The organism is Nocardiopsis alkaliphila YIM 80379, assembly GCF_000341005.1.
In the GTDB taxonomy this organism is placed as follows: Bacteria; Actinomycetota; Actinomycetes; order Streptosporangiales; family Streptosporangiaceae; genus Nocardiopsis; species Nocardiopsis alkaliphila.
On sequence record NZ_ANBD01000032.1, the window covers coordinates 22,608 to 48,982 of the forward strand.

General features: G+C 67.9%; 25 protein-coding genes. 8 read left to right on the plus strand and 17 right to left on the minus strand.

Features of this window, described 5'->3' with window-relative positions; all coding sequences use genetic code 11:
- Nucleotides 1-195: 195 nt before the first annotated feature.
- Nucleotides 196-606: a hypothetical protein gene (locus D472_RS0104685; RefSeq protein WP_338036510.1), complete on the plus strand. Its 411-nt coding sequence runs from the start codon at nt 196-198 to the stop codon at nt 604-606.
- Nucleotides 607-622: 16 nt separating this feature from the next.
- Here the strand turns inward: D472_RS0104685 and D472_RS0104690 are convergent, their stop codons facing one another.
- From D472_RS0104690 to D472_RS0104700, 3 genes are all read right to left on the minus strand, one after another.
- Nucleotides 623-934: a sec-independent translocase gene (locus D472_RS0104690; protein ID WP_017603346.1), complete on the minus strand. Its 312-nt coding sequence runs from the start codon at nt 932-934 to the stop codon at nt 623-625.
- Nucleotides 935-1,094: 160 nt separating this feature from the next.
- Nucleotides 1,095-1,298: a cold-shock protein gene (locus tag D472_RS0104695; RefSeq protein ID WP_017603347.1), complete on the minus strand. Its 204-nt coding sequence runs from the start codon at nt 1,296-1,298 to the stop codon at nt 1,095-1,097.
- Nucleotides 1,299-1,620: 322 nt separating this feature from the next.
- Nucleotides 1,621-3,258 (minus strand): dolichyl-phosphate-mannose--protein mannosyltransferase, encoded by a 1,638-nt coding sequence (locus tag D472_RS0104700; RefSeq protein WP_017603348.1) that lies wholly within the window; start codon nt 3,256-3,258, stop codon nt 1,621-1,623.
- A gap of 112 nt (nt 3,259-3,370) precedes the next feature.
- Between D472_RS0104700 and rsmI the strand changes: the two genes are divergently transcribed.
- Nucleotides 3,371-4,246: a 16S rRNA (cytidine(1402)-2'-O)-methyltransferase gene (gene rsmI, locus D472_RS0104705; protein ID WP_033303162.1), complete on the plus strand. Its 876-nt coding sequence runs from the start codon at nt 3,371-3,373 to the stop codon at nt 4,244-4,246.
- A 184-nt stretch (nt 4,247-4,430) separates the two neighbouring features.
- Here the strand turns inward: rsmI and secD are convergent, their stop codons facing one another.
- On the minus strand, nt 4,431-7,076 hold the full coding sequence (gene secD / locus D472_RS0104710) for a protein translocase subunit SecD (RefSeq protein ID WP_017603350.1): 2,646 nt from the start codon (nt 7,074-7,076) through the stop codon (nt 4,431-4,433).
- A 142-nt stretch (nt 7,077-7,218) separates the two neighbouring features.
- Nucleotides 7,219-7,680 (minus strand): hypothetical protein, encoded by a 462-nt coding sequence (locus D472_RS0104715; RefSeq protein ID WP_017603351.1) that lies wholly within the window; start codon nt 7,678-7,680, stop codon nt 7,219-7,221.
- Between the two features lie 213 nt (nt 7,681-7,893).
- Between D472_RS0104715 and metG the strand changes: the two genes are divergently transcribed.
- Complete coding sequence (metG, locus tag D472_RS0104720) at nt 7,894-9,711, plus strand: methionine--tRNA ligase (protein ID WP_017603352.1); 1,818 nt, start codon at nt 7,894-7,896, stop codon at nt 9,709-9,711.
- A gap of 187 nt (nt 9,712-9,898) precedes the next feature.
- Nucleotides 9,899-10,822 (plus strand): TatD family hydrolase, encoded by a 924-nt coding sequence (locus D472_RS0104725; RefSeq protein ID WP_017603353.1) that lies wholly within the window; start codon nt 9,899-9,901, stop codon nt 10,820-10,822.
- Between the two features lie 109 nt (nt 10,823-10,931).
- On the opposite strand, the gene D472_RS0104730 is transcribed toward D472_RS0104725, so the two are convergent.
- From D472_RS0104730 to D472_RS0104740, 3 genes are all read right to left on the minus strand, one after another.
- Nucleotides 10,932-11,801: an MHYT domain-containing protein gene (locus D472_RS0104730; protein WP_017603354.1), complete on the minus strand. Its 870-nt coding sequence runs from the start codon at nt 11,799-11,801 to the stop codon at nt 10,932-10,934.
- Nucleotides 11,802-11,929: 128 nt separating this feature from the next.
- Nucleotides 11,930-12,703: an MHYT domain-containing protein gene (locus D472_RS0104735; protein ID WP_017603355.1), complete on the minus strand. Its 774-nt coding sequence runs from the start codon at nt 12,701-12,703 to the stop codon at nt 11,930-11,932.
- Between the two features lie 191 nt (nt 12,704-12,894).
- The gene (locus D472_RS0104740) at nt 12,895-13,437 is read right to left on the minus strand and encodes a TetR/AcrR family transcriptional regulator (protein WP_026117387.1); all 543 of its coding nucleotides are present in this window, start codon (nt 13,435-13,437) and stop codon (nt 12,895-12,897) included.
- A gap of 554 nt (nt 13,438-13,991) precedes the next feature.
- Between D472_RS0104740 and D472_RS0104745 the strand changes: the two genes are divergently transcribed.
- The 3 genes from D472_RS0104745 to D472_RS0104755 all read left to right on the plus strand — a co-directional run bounded on the left by D472_RS0104745 (nt 13,992) and on the right by D472_RS0104755 (nt 15,341).
- A complete protein-coding gene (locus D472_RS0104745) occupies nt 13,992-14,486 on the plus strand; it encodes a hypothetical protein (RefSeq protein ID WP_017603357.1) in 495 nt (164 codons plus the stop codon).
- Nucleotides 14,487-14,584: 98 nt separating this feature from the next.
- The gene (locus D472_RS0104750) at nt 14,585-14,956 is read left to right on the plus strand and encodes a hypothetical protein (RefSeq protein ID WP_017603358.1); all 372 of its coding nucleotides are present in this window, start codon (nt 14,585-14,587) and stop codon (nt 14,954-14,956) included.
- 139 nt (nt 14,957-15,095) lie between these two features.
- Nucleotides 15,096-15,341 carry a hypothetical protein gene (locus D472_RS0104755; RefSeq protein WP_017603359.1) on the plus strand — a complete coding sequence of 82 codons (246 nt, stop codon included), beginning with the start codon at nt 15,096-15,098 and terminating at the stop codon, nt 15,339-15,341.
- 55 nt (nt 15,342-15,396) lie between these two features.
- Here the strand turns inward: D472_RS0104755 and D472_RS0104760 are convergent, their stop codons facing one another.
- From D472_RS0104760 to D472_RS0104795, 8 genes are all read right to left on the minus strand, one after another.
- Nucleotides 15,397-16,401 (minus strand): sugar phosphate isomerase/epimerase family protein, encoded by a 1,005-nt coding sequence (locus D472_RS0104760; protein ID WP_017603360.1) that lies wholly within the window; start codon nt 16,399-16,401, stop codon nt 15,397-15,399.
- Nucleotides 16,402-16,425: 24 nt separating this feature from the next.
- On the minus strand, nt 16,426-17,205 hold the full coding sequence (locus D472_RS0104765) for a hypothetical protein (protein ID WP_017603361.1): 780 nt from the start codon (nt 17,203-17,205) through the stop codon (nt 16,426-16,428).
- Nucleotides 17,206-17,291: 86 nt separating this feature from the next.
- Entirely contained in the window at nt 17,292-18,245 is a 954-nt protein-coding gene (locus tag D472_RS0104770) for a sugar phosphate isomerase/epimerase family protein (RefSeq protein ID WP_017603362.1), read from the minus strand.
- On the minus strand, nt 18,246-19,454 hold the full coding sequence (locus D472_RS0104775) for a substrate-binding domain-containing protein (RefSeq protein ID WP_017603363.1): 1,209 nt from the start codon (nt 19,452-19,454) through the stop codon (nt 18,246-18,248).
- Nucleotides 19,455-19,459: 5 nt separating this feature from the next.
- Nucleotides 19,460-20,518 carry an ABC transporter permease gene (locus tag D472_RS0104780; protein WP_017603364.1) on the minus strand — a complete coding sequence of 353 codons (1,059 nt, stop codon included), beginning with the start codon at nt 20,516-20,518 and terminating at the stop codon, nt 19,460-19,462.
- On the minus strand, nt 20,515-21,612 hold the full coding sequence (locus D472_RS0104785; protein WP_017603365.1) for an ABC transporter permease: 1,098 nt from the start codon (nt 21,610-21,612) through the stop codon (nt 20,515-20,517). The genes D472_RS0104780 and D472_RS0104785 overlap by 4 nt, the downstream gene beginning before the upstream one ends.
- Nucleotides 21,609-23,126, minus strand: a complete 1,518-nt coding sequence (locus tag D472_RS24835) for a sugar ABC transporter ATP-binding protein (protein ID WP_017603366.1) — start codon at nt 23,124-23,126, stop codon at nt 21,609-21,611. The genes D472_RS0104785 and D472_RS24835 overlap by 4 nt, the downstream gene beginning before the upstream one ends.
- The gene (locus D472_RS0104795) at nt 23,123-24,277 is read right to left on the minus strand and encodes a Gfo/Idh/MocA family protein (protein WP_017603367.1); all 1,155 of its coding nucleotides are present in this window, start codon (nt 24,275-24,277) and stop codon (nt 23,123-23,125) included. The genes D472_RS24835 and D472_RS0104795 overlap by 4 nt, the downstream gene beginning before the upstream one ends.
- A gap of 115 nt (nt 24,278-24,392) precedes the next feature.
- Here D472_RS0104795 and D472_RS0104800 point away from each other — a divergent pair, with 115 nt between their 5' ends.
- Complete coding sequence (locus D472_RS0104800) at nt 24,393-25,613, plus strand: ROK family transcriptional regulator (protein ID WP_017603368.1); 1,221 nt, start codon at nt 24,393-24,395, stop codon at nt 25,611-25,613.
- A gap of 82 nt (nt 25,614-25,695) precedes the next feature.
- Here D472_RS0104800 and D472_RS0104805 read toward each other — a convergent pair whose 3' ends face one another.
- Entirely contained in the window at nt 25,696-26,328 is a 633-nt protein-coding gene (locus tag D472_RS0104805; RefSeq protein ID WP_017603369.1) for a DUF6069 family protein, read from the minus strand.
- Between the last annotated feature and the right edge of the window lie 47 nt (nt 26,329-26,375).

Genomic DNA, 26,375 nt, shown 5'->3' on the forward strand with positions numbered 1-26,375 from the left:
CCTTGCGCCTTCCGGGCCAGTCGGTGTCCGGACCGAGTCGATCGTGAAGGGCGAATCACAGCGGTGTCCGACTCCCCCCAGCAGCCAGGTGGTTATCAGTCTCCGGAAGAACCGGGATCGGCGGGCGGCTATGCGCGCCCACCGGACCGGGGAGACGGGCCGGGGCGTCCGATTCCCGAGAGTCGGGTGGAACCGGTGCCGGACGAGGATCCCACCGCGATCGTGGGGGAGAACTTTCGACGCACCACCAGAGCGCGCAACAAGGTCATGCGGGCCGAACGCGGGCGAGGGTTCTGGCGTCTGGGCGTTTCGACCATCTTCTACGTCATGGTGGTCGGAGGGATGGCCGACTACGTCGAATCGCAGGCGCGGATCGGCGCGCACCTGTTGTTCTGGCTGTTCATCGCGTTCGGCCTGGGGATGACGGTGGCACGTGAACGTCGCCACGACTGGGCGCCCAGACCACGCTGGCCGTGGCTGTCGGCGGCTTTGGGCGGCGCGGTGATCGTCGAGCTACTGATCCTGGCGGTGGGGTCGCCGGCGATCATCGTGGGATCGATCATCTTGCTGGGGTTGGGGGCGTTCTTCCTCGTCCTGGTGGGATGAACCGAGGACACAAGGATCAGGTGGCCTCGTCGTCGAAGGGCGGACGTTTGCCGTTCAGGCGGGAGGCGGGCTTCTTCTCGGCCTCCTCCTCTTCCTCCCAGAAGTGCTTCTGGATGAAGCGTTTGGGGTGGAGGTCCTGAACGTCGAAGTCCTTGTACTCCGGGCCGAGCCCTTCCTTGATGTCCTTGGACGCGGAGTTGGCCATCGTGCGGAGTTGCCGCAGGACGCGGCCGACCTGCTGCGCCGCCTTGGGTAGCTGATCCGGACCGAAGACCAGCAACGCGAGAAGCAGGAGGAGGACGAACTCTCCTCCACTGATGCCGAACATGTGCCGTCCTCGCCTTCGGATGATGACCAGCTTCAAGCAGGTTAACCGTTATCGCCATGCTTGGGTAACCGTGTCCCCATCAGATGTGCGACCCCCGGGAACGCGAACCAGCCCTCCACCCGGCACCGGGCGGAGGGCTGAGGAAACGCACGTGTGACGGTCAGACCGTGCGAACGTCCGCCGCCTGCGGGCCCTTCGGGCCCTGGATGATGTCGAACTCGACCTTCTGGTCCTCTTCCAGGTTCCGGAAGCCGGTGCCCGCGATCGCCGAGTAGTGAACGAACACGTCGGGCTGACCACCCTCGACGGCGATGAACCCGAAACCCTTCTCAGAGTTGAACCACTTCACGGTGCCCTGAGCCATGTGCTCTCCCTTGGGGACTACGGCGGGACCGCACCCTGCTGGTCCCGGGTCGCCGAGCGCCGGACCGAAGAAGGGTGATACCCGAATCGACAAGCGCCCACGTGAAGTTCCGCGAGGCGCCTGGGGCATCCATGGAAACTACAACAGCAACCAGTTGCCGACAATACCAGGAAGGATGGTGCCTTGCCGAGGCCTTTCCACCAGGAATCGCCGCTATCGGAGTGTCCTGTTTCGGCTACTCGAAACTGTTGATTTCCTGCCCTTGGGCCACTAATGGAGTTGTGTTCCGGGAACGCTTTTCGTGGTTCTTCTCAGGAGTGGGTCAGGATGCGTCACGGCCATAGATCCACACGTCGAACCACAGAGGGTCGCCCCAGCTCTCGGTGGGGACCGGATAGGCCGAAAGGACCGGGTAAAGGTAGGCGAAGTGGGCGATGATCAACAGAACCACCACGCCGAAGACCACACCGCCCAAGGCGCGCAGGTAGGGCGCGAAGCGTGAACCTCCCTCACCGGCGCCCATCAACAACCCCAACATCAGCACGATACCGAGCACCAGGAACGGCAGGATCGGCAGCGCGTAGAACAGGAACATCGGCCGTTCGGGGTAAGCGAACCAGGGCAGCCAGCCCGCGGCGACGGCGAGTAGTACCGCACCCGCCCGCCAGTCGCGGAAGGTGATCCACCAGCCGAACATCACCACCGTGGCGATGATGCCGACCCACCACACGGTCGGGGTGCCGATGGACACCACCGAGGTCACGCAGTCGCCGGTGCCGCACCCGACGGCCTGGCCGTCGTAGTGGAACATCACCGGGGTGCGCATGATGATCCATTCCCACGGAGCGGAGATGTAGGTGTGGTCGCTCGTCAGGTTGGAGTGGAAGTTCATCATCCGGCCGTGGTAATCGGCCAGACTCAAGAGGGCTTCCACGGGTGCGGCCAGGAAGTTCGGCACCCAGTCGGGAAGCAGACCGACGGCGTGGTCACGGTTGTATCCACCACGGGTGAACAACCACCCCGACCACGAGACGAGGTAGACGATCGCGGCGACGACCACCGTTTGGAGGAAGGCCGGAACGGCGTCGATGCCCAGCCAACGACCGAAAGGACGATGTTGTCCGACGGTGCGTCGCGCACCGTAGTCCCAGGCGACGGTGAGCAGACCGAAGGCCGCCACGAAGAACAGCGCGGACCACTTGGTCCCGATCGCCAGGCCGAAGCACAGGCCGGCGGCCAGACGCCACCAACGCATCCCGAGCCAGCCCACCGTCGTCAGGTCGACCCCGGCCTCCGACAAGCGGACGAATCGTTCCCTGGTCCTGTCCCGATCGATCACCAGGCAAGTGAACCCGGCGAGGACCCACAAGGTGAGGAAGATGTCCACCATCGCGATACGGCTCAGTGTGAAGTGCAGGCCGTCCAGGGCGAGGATCAGGCCGGCCGTGCAACCGAGCAGCAGGGAACGGGTCATTCGGGTGGCGAGCCGGACGAGGATGAGGACGCAGATCATCCCGGCCAAGGCGGAGGCCGTGCGCCAACCCTCTGGGCTGATCGCGGTGCCGAAGGGCAAAAGCGACCACAACCAGTCGCCCAGGGCGATCATCCACTTGCCGACCGGCGGGTGCACGATGAAATCGCCGGTGCCGGTGAAGATGTCGGGATCACCTTCGGCCAGGAGGACATCGGAGTTCTCCCGGCTCTCGTGCTCGTAGCCGTAGCGCCATAGGGCGAAGGCGTCCGTGGCGTAGTAGGTCTCGTCGAAGTAGATCCGCTCCGGTCGTCCGAGGTTGAAGAACCTCAACGCCCCGGCGAACAGGGCGATGGTGACGGCGCCCGACCAGCCCAGCCACCAGGGGGTGGGCATACGAGGCACGAAGCGGGAACGGAGGTCGGTGGACCGGCTCGTGGTCCGGGGTTCGGAGGACTCGGCCTCACTGGGGAGTGCGCTGGTGGTCATCTCGACTCGTAGGTTGGGGTCACAGATGGGGGTCCGTTGCGGACGGGCCGCGAAACCGGCTTTCGGGTAGTGCCATCATGGCCAACCGTAGCGCGACAGGACGGGGATCACAGTGGTCGAGGGTGTTGACGGAACGCGACGCTTTGGGAGGCTCGTTCTGGCCGGGCTGCCCATCGGGAACCTGGAGGACGCCCCACCTCGGTTGCTCCGGGCCTTGGAGGGGGCGCGGGTGATCGCCGCGGAGGACACCCGCAGGTTGCGGCAGTTCGCCTCCCGCGCCGGAATCCGCATCGGTGGGGAGGCCGGCGCCCGCATCGTTTCCTACTACGACGCGAACGAGAACCGTCGGGGCGACGAACTCCTCGCCGACCTTCGTCGAGGTGAGGAGGTCTTGGTCGTCACCGACGCGGGGATGCCGGGTGTCTCCGACCCCGGCTACCGTCTGGCCGCGGCCTGTGCGCGGGAGGGCATCCCCGTCACCGCGATCCCGGGACCCTCCGCGGTGACCACCGCCCTGGTGGTCTCCGGGCTTCCCACCGATCGATTCTGTTTCGAAGGTTTCCCGCCGCGTAAGGGCTTGAAGACCTACCTGGACGAGTTGGCCGACGAACGCCGCACCATGGTCTTCTTCGAGAGTCCGCACCGGATCACCGCCACCCTGGAGGCGATGGCGGCGGCGTTCGGCGCGAACCGTCGCGCGGCGGTCTGCCGAGAGCTCACCAAGACCTACGAGGAGGTCCGCAGGGGCGGGCTGAGCGAGCTCGCCGCCTGGTCCGCGGACGGGGTGCGCGGTGAGATCTCGGTGGTGGTGGAGGGGGCCCGGCCCCGTTCGGAGAGCATGAGCGACGCCGATCTGGTCGAGGCCGTGGCCACGTTGGAGGACGAGGGGATGCGCCGCAAGGAGGCCATCGTTCGGGTGGCCAAGGAGTCCGGGGCGCCCAAACGTCGGGTCTATGACCTGGTCCACGAGGTGGTCGAGGCCGAGTGAGTCGGAGACACCGGTGAGGCCTTCCGACTCGTCTTGGAAGGACAGGGCCCCGTACCGGTCCGGGCCTTGGAGGAGGTCCCCGGGCCCACCTACGGACGAGGGGGCACAGACGAGGGGCAGGGCCCCGGCCCGCGCGAGCGGTCCGAGGCCCTGCCTTCATTCGGGGACCCGTTCGTTCGGGCTCCTAGACGACGGCGCCGTCGTCGTTCTCGCGAGCGGCCTTGGCGGCCACCTTCTGCTTGGCCTTGCGCTCCTTGATCACGTGCGGAGGGGGCGTCTTGTCCCACCTCTGTAGCCAGATGGCCAGCGGCACCGCGACGAACACGGTGGAGACCACACCGGTGGTCAGACCGACCAGCATGGCGATCGAGAAGTCCTGGAGCGAGGACCCACCGAAGAAGGTGAGGAAGGCCAGGATGATCCACGCGCCGACGGTCGTGTTCACCGTACGTGGCAGGGTGTTGAGCACCGCGCGGTTGGCGATCTCGGGGAACGAGGACTTCTCGTCCTTGGCCCATTCGTCTCGCACCCGGTCGAACACCACCACCGCGTCGTTGACGGTGAAGCCGATGACGCTCAGGATCGCGGCGAGGAAGACCCCGTCGATGGGCTTGCCCAACCACATGAACAGGCCGATGACCAAGATCATGTTGAAGGCCAGCGAGAGCATCGTGGAGACACCGAAGGACCAGCGGAAACGCCAGGCCAGGTAGGCCATCTGCAGGGCCAGGGCGGCACCGAGCGCGATCAGTGCCCGGTTGCGCAGTTCGTCGCCCATGCTCGGACCGATCAGCTCGTCACTGACCAGTTCCACACCGCCGGTCTCCTCGGCCAGGGCATCGGCGATGCTCGCCGCCTCGGGGTCGGAGATGTCACCGGTACGTACCGCGATGTCGCCATCCCCGGACTCCTGGACCACCGCGGTGTCCGAACCGGGGAAGTCCAGCCCGGAGATGACGCCCCGGGCCTCGTCCACCGAGATGTCCTGTTCGCCGGTGACCTCGTACTCCAGGACACGACCACCGGTGAACTCCACACCGAGGTTGACGTCTCGGACCAGCGGAGCGGCGACCGCGGTGACCACGATGAGGGCCGCGACGAGCAGACCGACGCGGCGGAACTTCATGAGCTGCGGGTTCTTCTCGACCAGCCAGGAACGGACCTTGCCGATCCCTCCGAGGCCGGTGATCGACGGGTGCTTCTTGATCACCGCGCGACGCACCGCCCACTCCACGAACACACGTGCGATGACGAGCGCGGAGATCATGGAGGCGATGGTGCCGATGCTCAGGGTCACACCGAAGCCCTGAACGGTACCGGAGGCGAAGAAGAACAGCAGGGCCGCGGCGATGATCGTGGTGACGTTGGTGTCGAGGACGGCGCTCCAGGCCTTCTGGGTGCCTTGGACGAACGCCTTCTCCAGGTTGGGCGGCACCGCGCGGCGACGGCGACGGGCCAACGCACCGGTCTCCTTGCCCTCCCCATCGGAGGCGTCCTTCATGCCGGAGGCCTTGTTGGCCTCATAGACCTGTTGCTGGCGTTGGTACTCCTCACGTGCTCGTTCGAAGATCAGCACGTTGGCGTCGATCGCCATCCCGATGGCCAACACGAAACCGGCCAGACCGGGCAGGGTCAACGTGGCGCCGATGGCGACCAGCGCACCGTAGGCGATCAGGGTGTAGAAGGCCAGTGCCACCGAGGCCAGGAAACCGACCAGGCGGTAGACCAGGGTGATGTACAAGGCGGTGAAGGCGATGCCCAGGACGGCGGCGATGGCGCTGGCCTGGATGGCGGCGGCACCGAGGGTCGGACCGACCGTCTGGCGCTGGACCTCGGTGACCGGCAGCGGCAGTGAGCCGCCCTCGATCAGCACGGCCAGCTCGTTGGCGGTCTCGCTGGTGAAGTCACCGCTGATGGTGGTCTGGCCGCCGGCCATACCCACTTCACAGGCGGTCTCCTGGGTCACCTGCGGGGAGGAGATGATCTGGTCGTCCAGGACGATCGCCACGCGGCGACGCGGGTCGCCCTCCTGGAAGCAGGCGGCCTGGCCGGTCAGTTCCTGCCACTGGTCCCGGCCCTCGCCACGGAAGCTGACGTTGACGACCCACTGGGCGCGGTTGACCTGGTCGAGTCCGGCCTCGGCGCTGGAGACCCGGTCGCCCTGGATGGCGGCCTCGCCCAGCTGGAGCGGGTTGCCCTCCGAGTCGGGCAGCGTCATCGCGACGTCCTCGGGGTTCTCCGCCGAGGGGCCGCCGGCTCCCTGGCCGCCCGGAGGCATGCCGCCCAAGCCGCCGCCGTCCATGCCGCCCAGAAGGTCCTCCAGCTCCTCCTGGGTCATCTCCCCACCCTCGGCGGGGGCTTCTTCGGCCTCGCCGTCGCCGGGAGCGCGGGCCTCGTCCGCGGGCGGGTTGGCGAAGTCGCCACCCGGGGGTGCCTGGACACCCTGCCCCCCGGCCTCGCCCACGCCCAAGACGGGGTGGAAGGACAATTGGGCGGTCTGGCCCACGATCTGGGCGGCCTCCGCAGGGTCCTGCACACCGGGGAGTTCGACGATGATCCGGTTCTCCCCGGAACGGGACATGGACGCCTCGGCCACGCCGAGTCGGTCGATGCGCTGGCGCAGGACCTCGACGACCTTGTCGGTGTTCTCGGAGTTGGCCTGGGTGCCGTCGGTGCCGTCCTGGGTCTCCAGGACGATCTGTGTGCCACCGCTCAGGTCGAGACCCAGGCGCGGTGGAATGAACCACGCCGCGCCGAACGCGACGAGGATGACGAGAAGGGAGATGAGCGCGCGCGTCCAGCGCGCCCCCGCTCCCGTTTGACTGGACAAGGGGCGAACCTCTCACTGCGGATGATGGGTACCGGTCGCGTGCCCGGACACGGGGCGGCCCGAGGCGTTCGGGCGCCCGGGACCGGGCGGGGGGTGCGAGGGGCCGTGTCCGTGGAGTACGGACGGGACCGGCCGGCTCAGGTCAGACGGTGGCGTGCGCGGTGAGAGGGGGTGCCCGGGTGGACGGCAGACCCTTCGCGTCGATCCGTTCGGGAACGGGATCGAAGTGGGGAAGGGGCAGCGGCCACCAGGGTTGGTCCCACACCGCCAGGCGCAGGGCGCACGAGGGCACGGCATCGGGCAGGTCCCGCAGCACCAACCGCTGGTCGCAGGTGGAGGCGGGTGGCCCGAGCGCGATCGTCTGTGGGCCGACGTAGGGGCGGACCTCCTTGCCCGCCCCTTGGGCGGTGGGGGAGGGGCCGGTGGCGGCGGTGTCCGCCTGGGAGGCGGTCGCGTCGATCGAGGACGGGGCGGAGCCGATCCCCTCTTGGGGGGCGCCCGCGGCCAGAGGAAAGGACAGCACCAGCAGCAACACCACACCGGCGAGCAGTGAGGCGCTACGTCGGGCAGGGAGGGGTAGGGCACGGGTAACCGTGGTGACCACCGCCTCAGTCCCGGGTTGGAGGGTCGTGTCCGTTCCACGCCGGTGCCCCGGTGACACCCGACGTCGTTGAGCCGAGCATAAGGGTAGGTGTCCATCCCGGGGAATCACTCGTCACCAAGCCTGTGGACAACTGTTGTGGGAACGTGCACGAAAGGCGCTCACGGCCGGTGAGAGCGGTACGCGGGCACCCTTGGACGCCTTTAGTCTTGAGTCATGTCGTCGAATCGCCACATCCTGACCGCGGTCGCCTGGCCCTACGCCAACGGCCCGCGCCACATCGGCCACGTCTCCGGCTTCGGGGTCCCCTCCGACGTCTTCGCGCGTTTCCAGCGAATGTCGGGGAACAACGTGCTGATGGTCAGCGGCACCGATGAACACGGCACCCCGATCCAGGTGCTGGCCGACCAGGAGGGTGTGAGCGCTCGCGAGCTGGCCGACCGCTACAACCGGATCATCGCCGAGGACCTGGTCGCCCTCGGTCTGTCCTACGACCTGTTCACCCGTACCACCACCGGTAACCACTACGCCGTCGTCCAACAGCTGTTCACCACGCTCTACGACAACGGCTACGTCTTCACGCACACCACCAAGGGCGCCATCTCACCGTCCACCGGCCGCACCCTGCCCGACCGTTACATCGAGGGCACCTGCCCCATCTGCGGTTATGACGGAGCCCGCGGTGACCAGTGCGACGACTGCGGCAACCAGCTCGACCCGGTCGACCTCCTGGCGCCCCGCTCTCGGATCAACGGGGAGACCCCCGAGTTCGTGGACACCGAGCACTTCATGCTCGATCTGCCGGCCTTCGCCGGGGTCCTCACCGAATGGCTCAAGGGCAAGGAGGGCCAATGGCGACCCAACGTCCTCAAGTTCTCCTTGAACCTGGTGGACGACCTACAGCCGCGTGCGGTCACCCGTGACCTCAACTGGGGTGTGCCGATCCCGTTGGAGGGCTGGAACGAGAACGCGAACAAGCGTCTCTACGTGTGGTTCGACGCGGTCATCGGTTACCTGTCCGCGTCCATCGAGTGGGCCCGGCGGGTGGGCGAGCCCGACGCCTGGAAGCGCTGGTGGCAGGGGGAGGACTCCGAGTCCTTCTACTTCATGGGCAAGGACAACATCGTCTTCCACTCGGTCATCTGGCCGTCCATCCTGTCGGGTGCGAGCGGTGGAGGGGACCGGGGCGGCGAGGTCGGCCCGCTGGGTGAGCTGAACGTGCCCACCGAGGTGGTCTCCAGTGAGTTCCTCACCATGGAAGGGCAGAAGTTCTCCTCTTCGCGCCGCGTGGTGATCTACGTGCGTGACTTCCTGGAACGTTACTCCGCCGACGCGCTGCGGTACTACATCATGGCCGCCGGCCCGGAGAACCAGGACACCGACTTCACCTGGGCCGAGTTCGTACGTCGCAACAACGACGAACTGGTCGCGGCCTGGGGAAACCTGGTCAACCGTTCCATCTCCATGGCCGCCAAGAACCTCGGTGAGATCCCCGCCGCGGGCGAGCTCACCGACGAGGACCGCAAGGTCCTGGAGGACTCACGGGCGGCCTTCGCCACGGTCGGTGCCCGTCTGGAGCGTTCCCAGTTCAAGGCGGCCCTCCAAGAGGCCATGCGCGCCGTCGCCGAGGCCAACAAGTACATCTCCGATCAGGCCCCGTGGGCGCTGAAGAAGACCGACCCCGAGCGGATGGCCACCGTCTTGCACGTGGCCTTGCAGCTGGTCCACGACGCCAACACCCTGCTCACCCCGTTCCTGCCGGCCGCGGCCAACAAGGTGTACGCGATGCTGGGCGGTTCCGGGACCTGGACCGGGATGCCCCGGCTCGACACCGGTCACGACACCATCGGCGAATCGACGGAACAGGTGGACTACCCGGTCATCACCGGTGACTACGCCGACAACGTCGCCCGCTGGGAGTCGACCCCGATCGTCGTGGGCACTCCGCTGAGTCGTCCGGAGCCGTTGTTCACCAAGCTCGACGCGTCCGTGGTCGACGAGGAACTCGCACGCCTGGCCGGTGAGGTCGACTAGCCTCCACTTCCGGTGCCGTGGGCCCCTGGGGAGCTCTCCCCAGGGGCCCACGGTGCTCCCCGAGTGGCCGGGAAGCGGCCAGGGTCCGTCTTGGTCCCCATCGCGCGTTCGAGCGCTGGAGGGTCCGGTGGCGGGGCCCGACTAGAATCTGCACGACGTCGGACGATGGGAAACGGGAGACGCACACGTGGGCAAGCGCAGTGGCAAGGCGGTCAAGGAGCGCAACGCGCGGACACCGCCGCCGGCACCCGAGGCGCTGCGGGTACGGGTGGCCGACAGCCATACCCACATGGACATGCAGACCCCCGAGGTCGCGGAGATCATCGCCGCGGCGGAGTCCGTGGGCGTGACCCCGCTGGTGCAGGTGGGCGTGGACCTGTCCTCGTCTCGCTGGGCCACCGAGATGGCTCGTGCGTACCCCGGCAGGGTCTGGGCGGCGGTGGCCCTGCACCCCAACGAGGCTCCGCGTGTGGTGCATGGTGATGGGGCCGAGGGGGTGGAGGTCGACGACACCGACTGGACCGAGAAGGCCCGTCCCGCGGGCGGGCTCGAGGCCTTGGAGGCCGAGCTGGCCGAGATCGACGAACTGGCCGGCCTGCCCGAGGTCGTCGCGGTCGGGGAGACCGGGATGGACACCTTCCGGACCGGGCCGGAGGGAGCCCGAGCGCAGGAGGAATCCTTCCGACGCCACATCGCCATCGCCAAGAAGCACGGCAAGGCGCTGATGATCCACGACCGTGAGGCACATGACGACGTCCTGCGGGTCCTGGAGGAGGAGGGCGCCCCGGAACGGGTGGTCTTCCACTGTTTCTCCGGTGACGCCGACATGGCCAAGGTGTGCGCCGAACACGGTTACTTCATGAGTTTCGCGGGCAACGTCACCTTCGCCGGTGCCGAATCCCTGCGTGAGGCCGCGCGGGCCGCCCCGGCGGAACTCATCCTGGTGGAGACCGACGCCCCCTTCCTCACCCCCAAGCCCTATCGGGGCCGGCCCAACGCGCCCTATCTCATCCCGCTCACGCTGCGGCGGATCGCGGAGGCCAAGGGGATGGAGGAGGACGAGCTCGCCGGGATCGTCGCCGACAACGCTCGGAGGGCCTTCGGGTTCTGACCGGGCTCGGCGCTGGAAGACGTGCCGAAGCCCGGTCGGGTTCTGGAGCTCGGAGCCCGTGTTCGTGGCGGGCGGACCCACGCCCGAGCCGGCCGTTTCGCCTTCGTGATCAGCGGCGTGGTCTCCACACATCGTCACCCGAGGAAGGGGGCGTGGAGGACGTGGCCGGAGCACCGTGTCGGGGCGTGTAGTCGTCGTCTTCCGGTTGCAGGGTGTGCTCGGAGGACCTGTGGGAGGGCCGTGAGTAGTTCCGGCGTTCGTCCTCGTCCCCGCTCAGTAGGAGGAAGAGACTGCAGATCAGCAGGAAGACGAACAACCCCACGATCAGTGGTAGCACCAGGTCGGTGGCCTTGGCGCCATCCGGGGCGCCGTAGCGGGTGAGCTCGGAGTCGGTGATGTGCACACCGGCCATGCCCGTGTAGTGCATGGCGGTGACGGCCAAGGCCATCACCAGGGAGGCCCCGGCGGTCGCGCCGAGGTGCTTCAGGTTTCGGGCGAACCACAGTGCCACGGTGGAGGCGACCAGGGCGATCACGCAGGACAGGACGACGGGGACGACGTCGTGGTGCAGTTCCCCGTGCAGGTTGATGGAAGCCATGCCCATGTAGTGCATGGTGATGACGGCGACACCGAGGAGCATCCCGGCGATCAGCAGTCGGACGGTGTCGTGGGACCGGATCACCAGGTGTAGGGCCACACCCATGACGATGATCGGTACCAGCCCGCTGATCAGTGTCAGGAGGGGGTCGTAACGGAGGATGACCCCGGGGATGGTGTGCCCGATCATCGCGATGAAGTGCATCGACCACACCGCCATCCCGCCCAGGGTCACGGCGGCCAGGACGAGCCACTGCCAGCGAACGAAGCCGGTCGCTCGGCGGGCCCTGGTGGCGAAGGTCAGGCCGAGAAAGGACCCGAGGACGGAGACGGCGTAAGCGAGAGCAGGGGTGAGCAAACCCTGGGGGAAGAGGTCGGCCACGATCTCAGGCCTCTACTTTCTATGACTGAGGTCACAGCTGTGACCATCGTCCATGGATCGTAGAGACGAACCCCGCTCACCTGCCAGGGGTGTATCTGGAATTGATATGTCCGGATGTGGCCAATGTGCTAGCCGTAGGTTTCAACTCCGTCGCGCCGTGACCTGGCTTTGTTCCTCCCCTGCTCGTCGTCCTCGCCCAGCATCAGGAGCAGACTGCACACCAGCAGGAAGACGAAGAGGCCCACCACGAGGGGCAAGAGGAGTTCCATGGAGCTCGATCCCGGCAGTGAGGCGCTCCCGCCTGCCTCGGTCAAGGTCACGTCGACCCCGAGCATGCCGGTGTAGTGCATGCAGGAGACGGCGACACCCATGAGCAGGGCCGCGGCCGCGATCGAGACGGTTCCCTCCAGGCGCTGCGCGAACCACAAGGCCACGGTGGCCGCCGCCATCGCGATCACCGTCGCCGCCACCACGAACACGAGGTCGTGGCTCATGTGGCCGTGCATGTGCATGGAGGCCATGCCCATGTAGTGCATGGACGCGATACCGATTCCGGCGACGACGCCACTCGCCACCAGCCAAGCGAAGGTCTGACGGATGCTCGTCAGGTAGAGGGCCACGCCCATGACCACGATGGCGAGTAGACCGCTGACGACCGTGAGGAGTGCGTCGTAACGGATCGGGGTGCCCTGGACCTGGAAACCGAGCATGGCGATGAAGTGCATCGACCACACGGCGGTTCCCCCTAGGCAGATCGCGCTCAGGACGAGCCAGAACCACCGGGCGAGACCGGTGAAGACCCGGGCCCGCCGACTGAACAGCAGACCGATGAAGGATCCGATGACGGAGACCGTGTAGGCGATCAGGGGGGTCCAAAGACCTAGAGAGAAGTGATCGATCATGAACTCAGCGCCCTTGGGGTGTAAGAGGGTGGGGAATCCCCAGAAGGATAAGTTCCCTGGTCAGGTGGCTTTGGGCTGAACTTCTGATCGGTCGTGGTCAGACGTGCGCGTGAGCCCCGCTGGGTAGGCGAAGCAGGTTTCGGTTTACCCGGAACCTGGTGTTCAACCTCACTCCGAATCGGCGTCCGTTCTCAGGTTCGGTGCGAGCGCATGCCCTCGAAGGCGATGTGGGCCAAGGCGTCCGCGACCTCCTGGGTACCCAGGCCACGGTCCGGCTTGTACCACTCTACGATCGAGTTGACCATGCCGAACAGGAGGCGAGAGGCGATCGCGGGGTCCACGTCGCTGCGGATGTCACCGTCGACCACGCCCTCGCGTACCAGGTCCGCGATCAGATGGTCGAACCGTCGACGACGTTCCAGGGCCCGCTTCTCCACCTCGGTGTTGCCGCGCACCCGCAGGAGCAGGGTCACGTGCGGAAGTTCCTCGACCAGGACCCGGACACTGCCGCGCATCACGTGTTCGAGGCGGTCGATGGCGGGTCCGGTGGTCGCCGCGTCCTCCCGGGTGACGGCGAACAGCGCGTCCATGGCCACTTCGAGGGATCGGCGCAGCAGCTCGGCCTTACCGGTGACGTGGTGGTAGATCGCGGACTTGGTGACGCCCAACGCGCGGGCCAGGTCCTCCATGCTCGTTCCGTCGTATCCGCGCTCGTTGAAGACCCGGGCGGCCACGCGCAACACGGAGTCGGCGTCGTGCCCAGGGCGACCGGAGCGACGCCTGCCGGTCGAACGATCGGCGGATTTTTCGGCTGCGGGAGTTCGGGCCACGGTTGTCGAACCTACCTTGCGGCGAGGGCTGGGCGTGCGCGGAGGACGGGCCCACACGTCATGTGTTCGAAGTCGTGTCTTCGGAAGCGGGACCGCCTGGTGAACGAACGATCGGTAGGTCACCCAGCATAGTCGCCGGATGTGAGCCGGTGGAGGTCAGGAGCATCGAGACGACCACCCGGAGGAGCCGGGAGCGGCATCGAACACGGAAGTCCCGAAAGGGAATAACCGGCCATAAGGCTATGTGAGTGTCGAAATGCCGCGTAAGTGTTCGTTGATTGGAAAAATCAGAAGTGCCTGCTGGTGAGAAATGTGCGGTTAACCAGCAAAGACACAACAAATATTAGAAAAGCCTGCGAAATAAACTTTGGAGTTCTATTCTCGAACCGTCCTCCAAGGACACTGTCCGACCCACCCGTGGGCCGACCGGATCGGCTCCACCCTCACAAAGGAACGCCGTGCACGCCATCGACCAGCAGATGCGGGAGATGCTCCAGACGCCGGGTGTGCGCAGTGTCTGCCTCGTCGACTGGCGCGGCGGCCACGCCCTGACCTGCCTCGGTGAGACCGACGGGGTGGCGGGCGCGACGGCGATGCTCCAGGCCATCGATGGTGGACCGCTCTGCGCCGCCCAGATGGTGGAGGACGTAGTGGTCACCGAAGGAGAGCACCACCTGCTGTTGGCGGTTCTGCGCGGTTCGCGGTACTGCGTTCAGGTCCGTGTGGAACGCGAACGGGGCAACCTGGGTTTCGCCCTGCGTCGGCTACGCGACCTGGTCGACAACGCCGAACCGCCCGAACACGATCCCCGACCTCCGCCCCGCCGTGGCGAGGGCCGCCCGGTCCGTCCCCGTGCCCTGGTCACGGTGGACCGTCCGGTATTGGAACGAGTGCTCACCGGACTTCGCGCGTTGACCCTGGGGCGTACCCGCGCGGGAACGGTGGTCACGTGAGCGGTGCTCCTCCCCCGCATCATCGAATTCCGGGGCTGCGCCGTTGGATCGCCGACCGGAAAGCGTCGCGCCGAGTCAACCAAAGGAAAGAGAAGGACATGCCGAACATCGAAGCCGGGCTCAAGGAAATGATGGAGATCGAAGGGGCCATCGGTGCCGCCGTGGTCGACTACGGCAGTGGTATGGCCCTGGGCACGCTCAGTTCGAGCAATTCCCTCGACCTCACGGTCGCCGCGGCCGGGAACACCGAGGTGGTCCGGGCCAAGATGCGGACCATGGACCAGTTGGGTCTCAACGACGCCATCGAGGACATCCTCATCACCCTGTCCGGGCAGTACCACGTCATCCGCCCACTCACCAGCCGCAAGGGGCAGGGACTCTTCCTCTACCTGGCCCTGGATCGGAGCCGCGGCAACCTGGCCCTGGCCAGGCACCGCCTCAAGGGCATCGAGGAGACACTGGAGGTCTGACCGGACCCGGGCCGAAGTGGTGGAGGTCGGGCCCACCTCCACCGAGCCGCCCCACCGACCTCGTCACGACCTTCCCCATTCCGACGCCGATGGGGGACAATGCCGTTGACCACCCCCCCGACAGGCAGGGAGACCGGCGATGTTCCGGATCGCGATCAGTCGACTCACCGACCACGGCCGACGGATCACCCCCGAACACCGGGGCACGGCCCTGTCCATCGACGAGGCGGTCCTCGAACTCGAGAAGATCCTGCCCACCGTGGACACCACCGTCTTCGGCGGCGACGCCGTGCAACGCTCGGTCAACCGGGTCAACGACTTCCGCCATGACGTGAGCACCACCGAAGGCGACCGCTACCGGGTGGTCATCGCCCCCATGATGTGAGCCGCCGCCCCGAACCGATCGGGGCGGCGGTGCCGTTGCCGGCTTCGACTCGATCTCAGTCCGAGGAGAAGGCCGAGTCGAAGGAGGCCGCGGGCGGGTCGAAGGCGTTGGCGCGCACGAACCTCACCGCTTCGGCGGCGCCGGTCAGCCGGTCCATTCCGGCGTCCTCCCATTCGATCGAGATCGGCCCCTCGTAGCCGATCGAGTTCAGTACGCGAAAACACGCCTCCCAGGGCACGTCGCCACGGCCGGTGGAGACGAAGTCCCAGCCTCGGCGCGGGTCTCCCCACGGTAGGTGCGACCCCAGCCGCCCGTTCCGACCGTTGCCCACCCGCTTGCGGGTGTCCTTGCAGTCCACGTGGTAGATGCGATCGCGAAAGTCCCACAGAAAACCGACCGGGTCGATGTCCTGCCACACCATGTGGCTGGGGTCCCAGTTGAGCCCGAACGCCTCACGGTGCCCCACCGCCTCCAGAGCCGCCTGCGTCGACCAGTAGTCGTAGGCGATCTCCGAGGGGTGCACCTCATGGGCGAAACGCACCCCTACCTCGTCGAACACGTCCAGGATCGGATTCCACCGCTCGGCGAAGTCCCGGTATCCGGCCTGGACGACCTCGTCGCCCACCGGCGGGAACATTGCGACGTACTTCCAAATGGCCGACCCGGTGAAGCCCACCACGGTGGACACACCGAGCCTGGCGGCGGCCCTCGCCGTCGTCTTCATCTCCTCGGCGGCGCGCCGTCGCACACCCTCGGGATCACCGTCGCCCCAGACACGGGAAGGCAGGATCTCCTCGTGTCGGTGGTCGATCGGGTCGTCGCACACCGCTTGCCCCGGCAAGTGGTTGGAGATGGCCCACACACCGAGTCCGTGGCGCTGGAGGATCTCCAGGCGGTCTTGAACGTATTCGTCTTCCGTGGCGGCGCGGGTGACGTCCAGGTGATCGCCCCAACAAGCGATCTCCAGTCCGTCGTAGCCCCAGGAGGCGGCGAGTTCGCACACCTTCTCGAAGGGCAGGTCGGCCCACTGGCCGGTGAAGAGGGTGACCGGTCTGGTCATCGTGGTTCCTCCGTGGATTCCGTGTCAGTGATCGTGCTGTCCGGGCGGCCCACCGACGACTTCGTCGACGGCTTGGTCACCGTCCCGGGCGTCGTCGGGTTCCATGGCCCCGACGTCCGCAGGGCCGGGGAGATACAGGTGGATGTGGCCATGACCGGCGTCGATACTGATCAGGTCGAGTTGGGTAGCGGCCACCGACCACGCACGGACCGCCTGGTCGCGCAGGTCGGTGGCGAGTTCGAGAAGTTCCGCGCGCCGGTCGCCATCGCTTCGGCCGGCGGCGCGGTAGGCGTTCAACGCGGAGTAGAGCACGTCCACGGAGCCGCGCAGCCCTGCTTGGGTGACGTCGAATCCGGTCTCACCGGTCTCGGCGTGGTCCAAGTGGGCGCGGGCGTCGCGCACGGCTCGGAGCCGCTCGTCGATGTCATCGAGGGAGGGGAGGTCCTCCATGTCGCTCGAGTCGTCCGTGGGCGGTATCTCGTCCAGGAACTCCAGGACGGGCACCAGGCCTTCACGGGCCGCGCGGGTGTGTTCGATCAGCTCCGCGACCTGATCGACGTGCTCCTCGGCGGCGGGGGTCTCCAGTCCGGCCACGGGTGCCGGGTCGGGCGCGAGGTGTTCGCTCCTTTCCTGGAAGAACGCCACCAACGTGGCCACGAAGGCACCGGCCAACAGCACGGATCCTCCGGTCAGCCACCACGTGGCGCGGGTGGAGCCCTGGGTCATCACCCTTTCGGTCGTGTTCGGGCCTTCTTCGTCCCTGGTCGGCTGAGGGAGGTCGTCCTGCTTCTCGTGGGTGCTCAACGGGCACCTCCTGTCGGGGTCGACACTTGCCGGGCGGGCGACGTGTGCCGTGCGAACGCGTCGCTGGGGTGTGGCGGGCCCGGCGTTCACCCTTCCGATCGGGCTCGTCGGCCACCGCCCTCGACGGGCCCCAGGGGGTGCTGTCTTCCGGGTAGGGCCGGGGAGGAGGGAGGCGTGGCGGACGGTTCGGAGGTCGTGATCGGGCGGAGGAACGACAGGCCCTCGACCGCGATCGCGTCCTGGGAAGCGGCCAGGGGCCGCCACACGGACGCGGCCGTGGCGATGCTCGCATTCTCGGCCGTGAACGACTCGATGACCAGGGGGCCGAAGTAGCCGGATTCGCCCAGGGCCCTCACTATGCGTGACCAGTCCAGGTGATCGGCCCCGGGAGCCCCTCGATCGTTCGCACAAACCTGGACGTGGTGGATCCTGCCGGCCGCCCGAGAGATCGCCTCCGCGACGTCCCTCTCCTCGATGTTCATGTGGTAGACGTCCAGCGCCAGCCCGCAGTGCTCCGCGGGCAGGTCCGCCAGTGCGTCCAACGCCTGGTCCACCGTGTTCAGTACGCTGGTCTCGTACCGGTTCAGCGGCTCCACGGCCACCCGCACCCCCGCGGCCGACGCGTGGTCGACCACGGGGGCGAGTGCCTCGGTGAGTTCGGCGCGCAGTCCCATCCGCTCGGCCGGGGACAGTCGCCACGTGCGCCCCACCGAGGCGTAGGCCGGACCCGCGACGACGGTGGAACCGACCGTCGCCGCGGCGTCCACGACCCGCCTCAAGTAGTCCTGGGTCGCCTTCCGGGTGCCGGGATCGGTCGCCACCAACTCCCGGCCCGCCCCCATGACCAAGGCGACGGTGGCACCCAGGCCCGAGTCCTCCAGCAGGGTCCGGGCACGCCGGGGATCCCAGTCACCGACGTTCTCCACCGGAAGTTCGAGCAGGTCGAACCCCCACCCCGCCACACGCGGCGCGATCCGTTCCAGTTCGGTGTCGGTCAACGGTGACGTCCACACCCAGGTGTTGACCCCCAGCGCACGCATCTACCGGTCCACCCACGCCTGGGGGAAGCCCGGCAGGTCCTCGCCGCCGAACTTCGCGTAGTGCAGGGAGGGCATGTCGGAGTTGCGCTCCAGGTAGTCGTCGAGCTCGTCCTCGCCGATCGGGTCCTGCGGCAGGACCCACTCGGCCGGGACCTCCTCGCCCGCGAGGATCATGCCGGCGGCGAGTACCGGAGTGCGCCACTGGAAGTTGGAGTACACCGGTGCGATCGCGGTCAGTCCTTCCTCCTTCCACTTGCGCATGAAGCTCAGCTCGTCCTCCCCGGCGATGACCGGGTAGGGTCGGCCGGCGTCCTCGAAGGCCTCCAGCCCCGCGACCGCGCCGTCACCGGCGTCCATCCAGATGCCGTTCACCTCTCCACGTTGCAGGTGCTGGGAGACCAGGTCCTTGATCTGGGCACCGTCACCCTCGGTGAACTCGAAGCCCAGCACCTGGAGCTCACTGTCGGCGAAGATCCGTTGTGCCGCCGCCCAACGATGCTCCAACACGTCCACACCCGGCAGGATGCGCAGCGCGAGGACGGTCGACCCCGGTTCCAGGTTCTCCACCAAGAAGTCGGCGGCGTCCGCGCCGTAGGCGTAGCCGCCGATCGGGTGGATGAACGTGACCATGCAGTCGGAGTTCACGCCCCGGTCGAAGACGATGACCGGCACCCCGCTCTCACAGGCGGTCTCCACCGCCGGCGTCAGGGTGGCGGTGGTGGACGGGGAGATGATGATCGCGTCGCAATCCCCGGAGTCCACGAACGCCTGGATGTCGGAGATCTGCTGGTTGTCGTCATCGGCCGCGTCGGAGCTGTCGAAGCTGCCGATCCGACCCTCGTCGATCAGCGCCTCCACCTGTTCCTCCATGGTGATGAAGCCGGTCACCCGCCAGGGGTTGGACACCGAGGCGTTGGAGAAGCACACGTGGGCGTCCTCGGGGGCGTCGATGGCGAACTCGGAGGTGTCGACCCACTCGGGTTCGATCGCCTGCATCCAGGGCTCGTTCTCCGGGCCCTCGGGTTCGATGTCGCGCTGGGCGATCTGGGCGTCGAACTCGGCCTGGTCGAACCACTCGGCGTCCGGGGACGACTCGGTGCCGTTGGAGCCCTCCACCCCTTCGGTGCCCTCGGGGGCGTCGGTCGTACAGGCGCTGAGTATCAGCGTCAGGCCGGCCGCGCCGGCGAGGAGTACGCGAGGTGCGCGCATGGGGGTTACCTCCTGGAAGAGTCGAGCGGTCGCTCGTTCGGGTGATCCGGTCGCCGGCGCGGACGCCGCTTCGGCGGGCGCGGGTCGGTGCGACGTGAGGCGTAGGCCACCGCCGCGACGATGATGAGCCCTTGTGCCGTCGGCTGGATGGTCGAGGGCAGGTACAGCTGGTTGAACAGGGTGAAGAGCGCTTCGACGGTGAGGGCGCCCAGAGCGGCGGCCACGACGGTCCCGCGGCCACCGCCCAACACCACGCCGCCGAGGACGACGGCCGTGATGGCGGTGAACTCCAACCCCTGTCCGACCTGGGCGGTGACCCCCGCGAAGCCGCCGATGAGGACGGCGGCCACGGTGGCCATCAGGGCGGAGCCCACGAACGCCAGGGTGCGCACCCGCCCGACCCGGACCCCGGAGAAGGCGGCGGCGGTGTCGTTGTCACCGGTGGCCATGAGCGAGCGTCCGTAGGGCGAACGCATCAGCAGGATCGCTCCGACCGTCAGGACCGCGGCGACGACCAGGGCCCAGGGCAGCTGACCCAGTCCGGGGACACCGTCCAGACCGTGTCGGCCGAACACCCGGAAGTTCTCCGACAGGGCGCCGGTCGGGGCGCCTCCCGTCCAGTAGCGCACGGCGCCGAAGAGGATCAGCATCGTGCCGAGGGTGGTGATGATCGACGGGACCTTCAGCAAAGTGGTGACCAGGCCGTTGACCAGGCCCACCAACAGACCGAAGAGCAGCATCACACCGATCACCGGGAAGGTCATCGCCTCGTCACCGTCGATGAGGCGCGCGGCGATCACGACTTGGGCGCCCACCAGGGAACCGACCGACAGGTCGAACTCGCCGGAGACGATCACCAGGTACTGGCCGATCGCGAGGATGACCAGCGGGGCCGCCTTCTTCGCGAACGCCATCAGCGGTGGTCCCTCGAAGAACGACGGGTTCTGGGTGGCGATGACCACGAAGATCAACACCAGCAGCACGCTCACGGTCCCGGTGCCACCGCGCAGGGCGGACAGCGCCGAACCGAACCGAGGGCGGGGAAGAGGGTTCTCGACGTTCATCGCTCTCCTCTCCGGGCCGCGTGTTCGGGGGCCGGTGGTGATGGTGGTGGCGACGGCGGCTCCGGTGGGCCGGCCGCGGACGGGGGCGCGCCACCGGAGGGGAAACGGAGTCGAACGGCGGCCCGGGCGTGCCGGCCGCGCGCGTAGACGGCCACGGCGGCGATCACGATGGCGCCGCGCAACACGTCCTTGACGAACGGGTCCATCGACAGGGTGTTGAAGACCGTGTCCAGGGTGGCGAGGATGAACACTCCCGCCACGGTCCCGGCCACGCCGCCACGTCCGCCCAACAGGTAGGTGCCGCCGAGCACGACCGCGGCGATGGCCTCCAGTTCGTAACCGTTGTTGTAGACCAGCGTGTTGCCGGTGCCAAAGCGCGAGGCCAGTAGGAGACCGGCGATGCCGGCCATCATCGAGCACAGCACGTGCGCGGCGATCAGGGGCAGTTCGGGGCGGATACCGGACAGCCGGGCCACCTCGGCGTCCCCGCCCACGGCGTACATGTGCAAGCCCATACGGGTACGCCGCAAGAAGAGGATCGCGGCCACCGCCAAGGCCAGCATGACCAGGGTGGAGATGGGCAGGACGCCGACGCGGGAGAGCCCGAACATCTGGAACTCGCTCGGGACCGACCCGGCCGGTCCCTGGAACCGGGTATCGAGGTAGCCCTTGATCACCAGTCCCATACCCAAGGTGGCGATGAAGGGGTTGACCCGCAGCCTGGTGATCACGAGCCCGTTGACCAGGCCGATCAACGCCGCCAGGCCCAGGGTGGCACCGACCCCGAGGACGATCCGAGAGGGGTCCCCGGCCATGGTGATCGCCGCGACCATGGTGGACAGCGCCGCCACGTAGCCCACCGACAGGTCGAGGGAACGGCACAGGATCACCAGGGTCTGCCCGATGGCGAGGAATCCCAACAGGCTGGAGCGGGTGAACAGGTCCACCGTGTTGGCGGCGGTGAACAGGTCGCCGCCCTGGAAGGCCACGAGGAGCGCGCTGAGCACCAGGACGACCACCAAGGCCAGGTAGACCAGTCCGGTGGTGCCGGTGCGGGCGCGCAGATTCTTGGACACGGAGACGGCGCGGGTCACGGGGCGGCCTCCTCGTGCCGGGGGGACGAGGCTCCGGTGGCCAGGGCCATCACGTCCTCTTCACCGGCGTCACCAGGGAGTTCGCCCGCGATCCGACCGTCGTCGAGCACGATCAGGCGATCGGACATTCCGAGGAGTTCGGGGAGTTCGGAGGAGATGAGGACGATGGCGACACCGGCCGCGGCGAGTTCGCGCATCAGCGTGTACACGGCCTGTTTGGCTCCCACGTCGATGCCACGCGTGGGCTCGTCCAGGACCATGACGCTGGGGTCGGTGGCCAACCACTTGGCCAGTACCACCTTTTGCTGGTTGCCTCCGGACAGGTACCTGACCTCCTGTCCGTGGCCGCCACGGGCGACCAGCTCCAGGGAGGAGAGCAGGCCCGGGATTCGCCGCGCACGTCGGCCGGAACCGAACGGTAGTACGGCGTCCAGGACGAGGCGGGCGTTGGCCAGGACGGACTGCTCCAGGAGCAGGCCTTGGGCCTTGCGGTCCTCGGTGACCAGCGCCAGCCCGGCGCGGACCGCTTGGCGGGGTGAGCGCGGGTCGACCCGGCGCCCGTCGACGTGGACCTCGCCCCGCGTGAAACGGTCGACGCCGAACAGCGCGTGCGCGATCTCGGTGCGGCCGCTGCCCTGCAACCCGGCCAGCCCGACGATCTCACCACCGTGCACGCGGAGTTCGATGCCGTCCAGTCGTGTGTTGCCGCCGCCGGAGACCGACAGGCGTACCTCGCCGACACGGTCGCCGTGGGGTTCGAGGGGATCGGGGAAGACGGAGGAGATCGGCCGTCCCACCATCTTGCGGACCAGCTCGGCGGGCCGGGTGTCGGCGGCGGCGACGGTGTCCACCCGATGGCCGTCCTTGAGGACGGTGATGGTGTCGGCCAGGTCGAAGATCTCCTTCAACCTGTGGGAGACGTAGAGGATGCCCACGCCGCGCTCGCGCAGTCGGGCGATGATCCGGTAGAGGACCTCGACCTCGTGGTCGGCCAGGGCGGCGGTGGGCTCGTCCATCGAGATGACACGCGCGTCGTGGGAGAGCGCCTTGACGATCTCCACCACCTGCTGTTCGGCCACCGACAGGTGCCGCACCTTCGAACGGGGGGAGACGCCCTCCAGACCCAGGTCGTCCAAGAGCGCCGCGGTGGCGTTCTCCATGGCCCGCTCGTCCACCATGCCCCGAGTGCGGGTCTCCCGTCCCAGGAACACGTTCTGTGCGACGGTGCGTTCGGGGAGCAGGTTGAACTCCTGGAACACGGTGGAGACACCGGCCCGCTGGGCCCGTAGGGGGTGTTCGAAGGAGACCTCCGTGCCGTCGAGTTCGATCCGCCCGTCATCGGGCCGGTGCACCCCGGCGAGCACCTTCATCAAGGTGGACTTGCCCGCACCGTTCTCCCCCACCAGGGCGTGCAGCTCGCCGGCGTACAGGTCCAGGTCGACGTCGTGCAGGACCCGCACACCCAGGAAGGACTTGCCGATACCGGTCATCCTGAGCAGGGGTTCGGTGATCACGCCGGACCCACCTCGCTCATGGTGGGGACATCGACCCAGCGACGCTCCCGTGCCGAGACCAGGACGGACTCGGCGAGCACGGCGGCGCGCAGACCATCGGCGAACACCGGAAGCCCGTCCGGGGCCGCTCCGGCGATGGCGGCGCCCGTGTCGGCGACCAGCGCGTTGAAGCAGTCCTGGTATCCCTGCGGGTGGCCCACTGGAAGGGAGACCAGGCGCGTGGCGTCGGCGCTGAGTTCGGGGTCGTCGCGCCAGATGAGGCCGGTTCGGGTCCGCCCACCCGCCCACAGGGTCTCCGGGCGTTCCTGGTCGAAGCGTAGGGAGCCCTCGGTGCCGGAGACCTCCAGCACCAGCTGGTTCTTGCGGCCGGGGGAGACCTGGCTGATCACGGCGGTGCCGACCACGCCGCCCGCCGTGGCGAACTGGAAGGACACCAGATCCTCGGTGGTGACGGCCCGCCCGTCCTCGCCTCGGGCGTCGGTGATCCGGGAGGTCTGGGCGCTGACCGAGGTGATGCGGTCGCCGGTGACGAATTCGAGCATGTCGCACCAGTGCGAACCGATGTCACCGAAGGCGCGGGTCGGGCCACCGACCTCGGGGTCCACCCGCCAGTTGTCCTCCTCGGGGTAGAGGAGCCAGTCCTGAAGGTAGCCCCCGTGCGCCAGACCGACCCGCCCGATGGAGCCCGCGGCGACCCGCGCGCGAGCCTCCCGGGCCATGGGATGGAAACGGTAGACGAAGGGCACCACGGCCACCCGTCCGCTCCTTCCGGCGGCGGTCGTCATGGACAGAGCGGTGTCGGCGTCGGTGGCCAAGGGCTTTTCACAGACCACGTGTTTGCCCGCGGCGAGGGCGGCCAGGCTCAACGGAGCGTGCAGGTGGTTGGGGGTGCACACGTGCACGACGTCCACGTCGGGGCTGTGGATGAGTTCGAGGGCGTCGGTGTGGGCCCGGGCGATGCCGTGACGGGCACGGAACCGTTCGGCTTTGGCGTGGGAGGAGCCGGCGACTCCGACCACCTCGCCACCGTTGGCGCGGACGGCGTGGGAGTGGACCCGTCCCATGAAGCCGGTTCCGACGACGGCGGCTCGGTAGGCCTGGGGGATGGCCGGTCCGGACGGGGGATCGCCCAGGCCTGTGACCTTCTTCACTGACATGCCGGTGACGTTACGCTCCACTTATGCCGAGAGTCAAGCAAAAGTTGACGTATCTGAGTGGATTAGTTGGCTGTCAGAAAATCAATAGATCCTGTGATTCACTGTCCACATGACGGAAGAAGCGCTCACCGACCGGGGGACGGGCAAGGTCGACCCGGGCACCCCCACGGCCGCGCCCGGCGCCGGCACCCTGCTCCGGCTGCTCCGCGACGGCCGCCCCCGTACCCGCTCCGAACTGGCCTCCGTCACGGGTCTGGCCCGCTCCACGGTCACCCAGCGCGTCGACGCGCTCCTGGCCAGCGGACTCATCGGGCCGGCCGGCGAAGCGGTCTCCACCGGCGGTCGGCCGCCCACGACCTTCTCGTTCCGCCCCGGTGCACGCGTCGTCCTGGCAGCCGACCTCGGCGCCACCCACGCACGCCTGGCCCTCACCGACATGTCCGGGACCGTCTTGGCCGAGGACCGCGCGGACATCGACATCGCCCTGGGGCCGGAGCCCGTCCTGGACTGGGTGGTCGAACACGGCCGGGCCCTGCTCTCCTCCACGGAGCGTGACGGTGGCGAACTCCTCGGCGTGGGCATCGGTCTGCCCGGACCGGTCGAACACTCCACCGGCCGCGCCGTCAACCCGCCGATCATGCCCGGTTGGGATCACTTCGACGTGGCCGGACACGTCGGGACCTCATTCGACCGGCCGGTGCTCGTGGACAACGACGTCAACATCATGGCCCTGGGCGAGCACCACGTCGCTTGGCCCACGGCCGGTCACTTGCTGTTCGTGAAGGTCGCCACCGGCATCGGTTGCGGCATCGTGAGTGAGGGCGGGGTCTACCGGGGTGCCCAAGGAGCGGCCGGGGACATGGGGCACATCCACGTCCCCAACGGTGAACAACGCCCCTGCCGATGTGGCAACACCGGTTGCCTCGAAGCCGTCGCCAGTGGGCACGCCCTGGCCGAGGCCCTCACCGCCGAAGGCGTGCCCGCCAGGAGTGCCCGCGAAGTGGTGGAGTTGTCCCGTAGTGGGTCGGTCCCCGCTCTGCGCGCCCTACGCCAAGCCGGTCGCGACATCGGTGAGGTCCTGGCCGCCGCCGTCAACATGCTCAACCCGTCCGTGATCGTCATCGGCGGTGCCCTGGCGATGGCGGGGGACCACCTTCTGGCCGGCGCGCGCGAGATCATCTACCAGCGCTCCCTGCCCCTGGCCACCGAGAACCTCAGCATCGTCTCGTCCAAAGCGGGTGAGAGCGCCGGTGTCATCGGTGCGGCGGTCATGGTCATCGAACACTGCCTGAGCGCCCAACACGCCCAGACCCTGGTCGTGGGCCCTTGAGCGGCATCCGACTCCAGGACCGAAGAAGGGGGACGGGGCCTGTCACCAGGCCCCGTCCCCGTACTCGTTCCTTCGTACGTGCTCAGTCGTCGCGGGTCCCGTAACGGGCACGCTCTTCCTCCGCCTTCTGCCGCTCGGCACGGGCTCGGGCCTCGTCGTACTCGGCGTCCTCCTCCATCGCGCGATAGCGGGCGGGGTCGTAGTCCCGCTGCCCGACCCCGGGCAGGACGCCTTCCTGATACAGAGCGGGCTCCGGTCGACTCTCGGGGGTGGCGGGAACCCGGCTGATGATGGCGCTGCGACCCACGCCGCGCAGCAGCGAGGCGATGGCGATACCGCAGACCAGGTTGATCAGACCCGTGAAGATCTGGCTGGAGAGTTCGGCGCCCTGGGTGAAGGGCGTGACGGCCGCGATGGCCGTGGCCAGCCCGATGATCCAGCCGAAGAACGAGAGCGCCCGTGGCGCGGACAGCAAGAGCATGTGCATCAGTGCCGTCGCGATGAGGGCGATCAGGGCGGCCAGCAACGCGTAACCCACGGTCCCCGCGTCGCCCAAGTGGCCGGCCTCCTCCGGTGCCAGCACCGGCACACCGAAGATCCCGCGGACGATCAGCGTGCCCGCGAGGATCACCAGTGCGGCGACCACGGCCGTGGCCAACCCGCCCGACCAGAGCCGGGTGATGTTGACGGCTCGTTCACTACCGTTTTCGTTCATACCGATATCCCTGAAATAGGGCTCCAATTCGGTCGTAGGCCACCTAC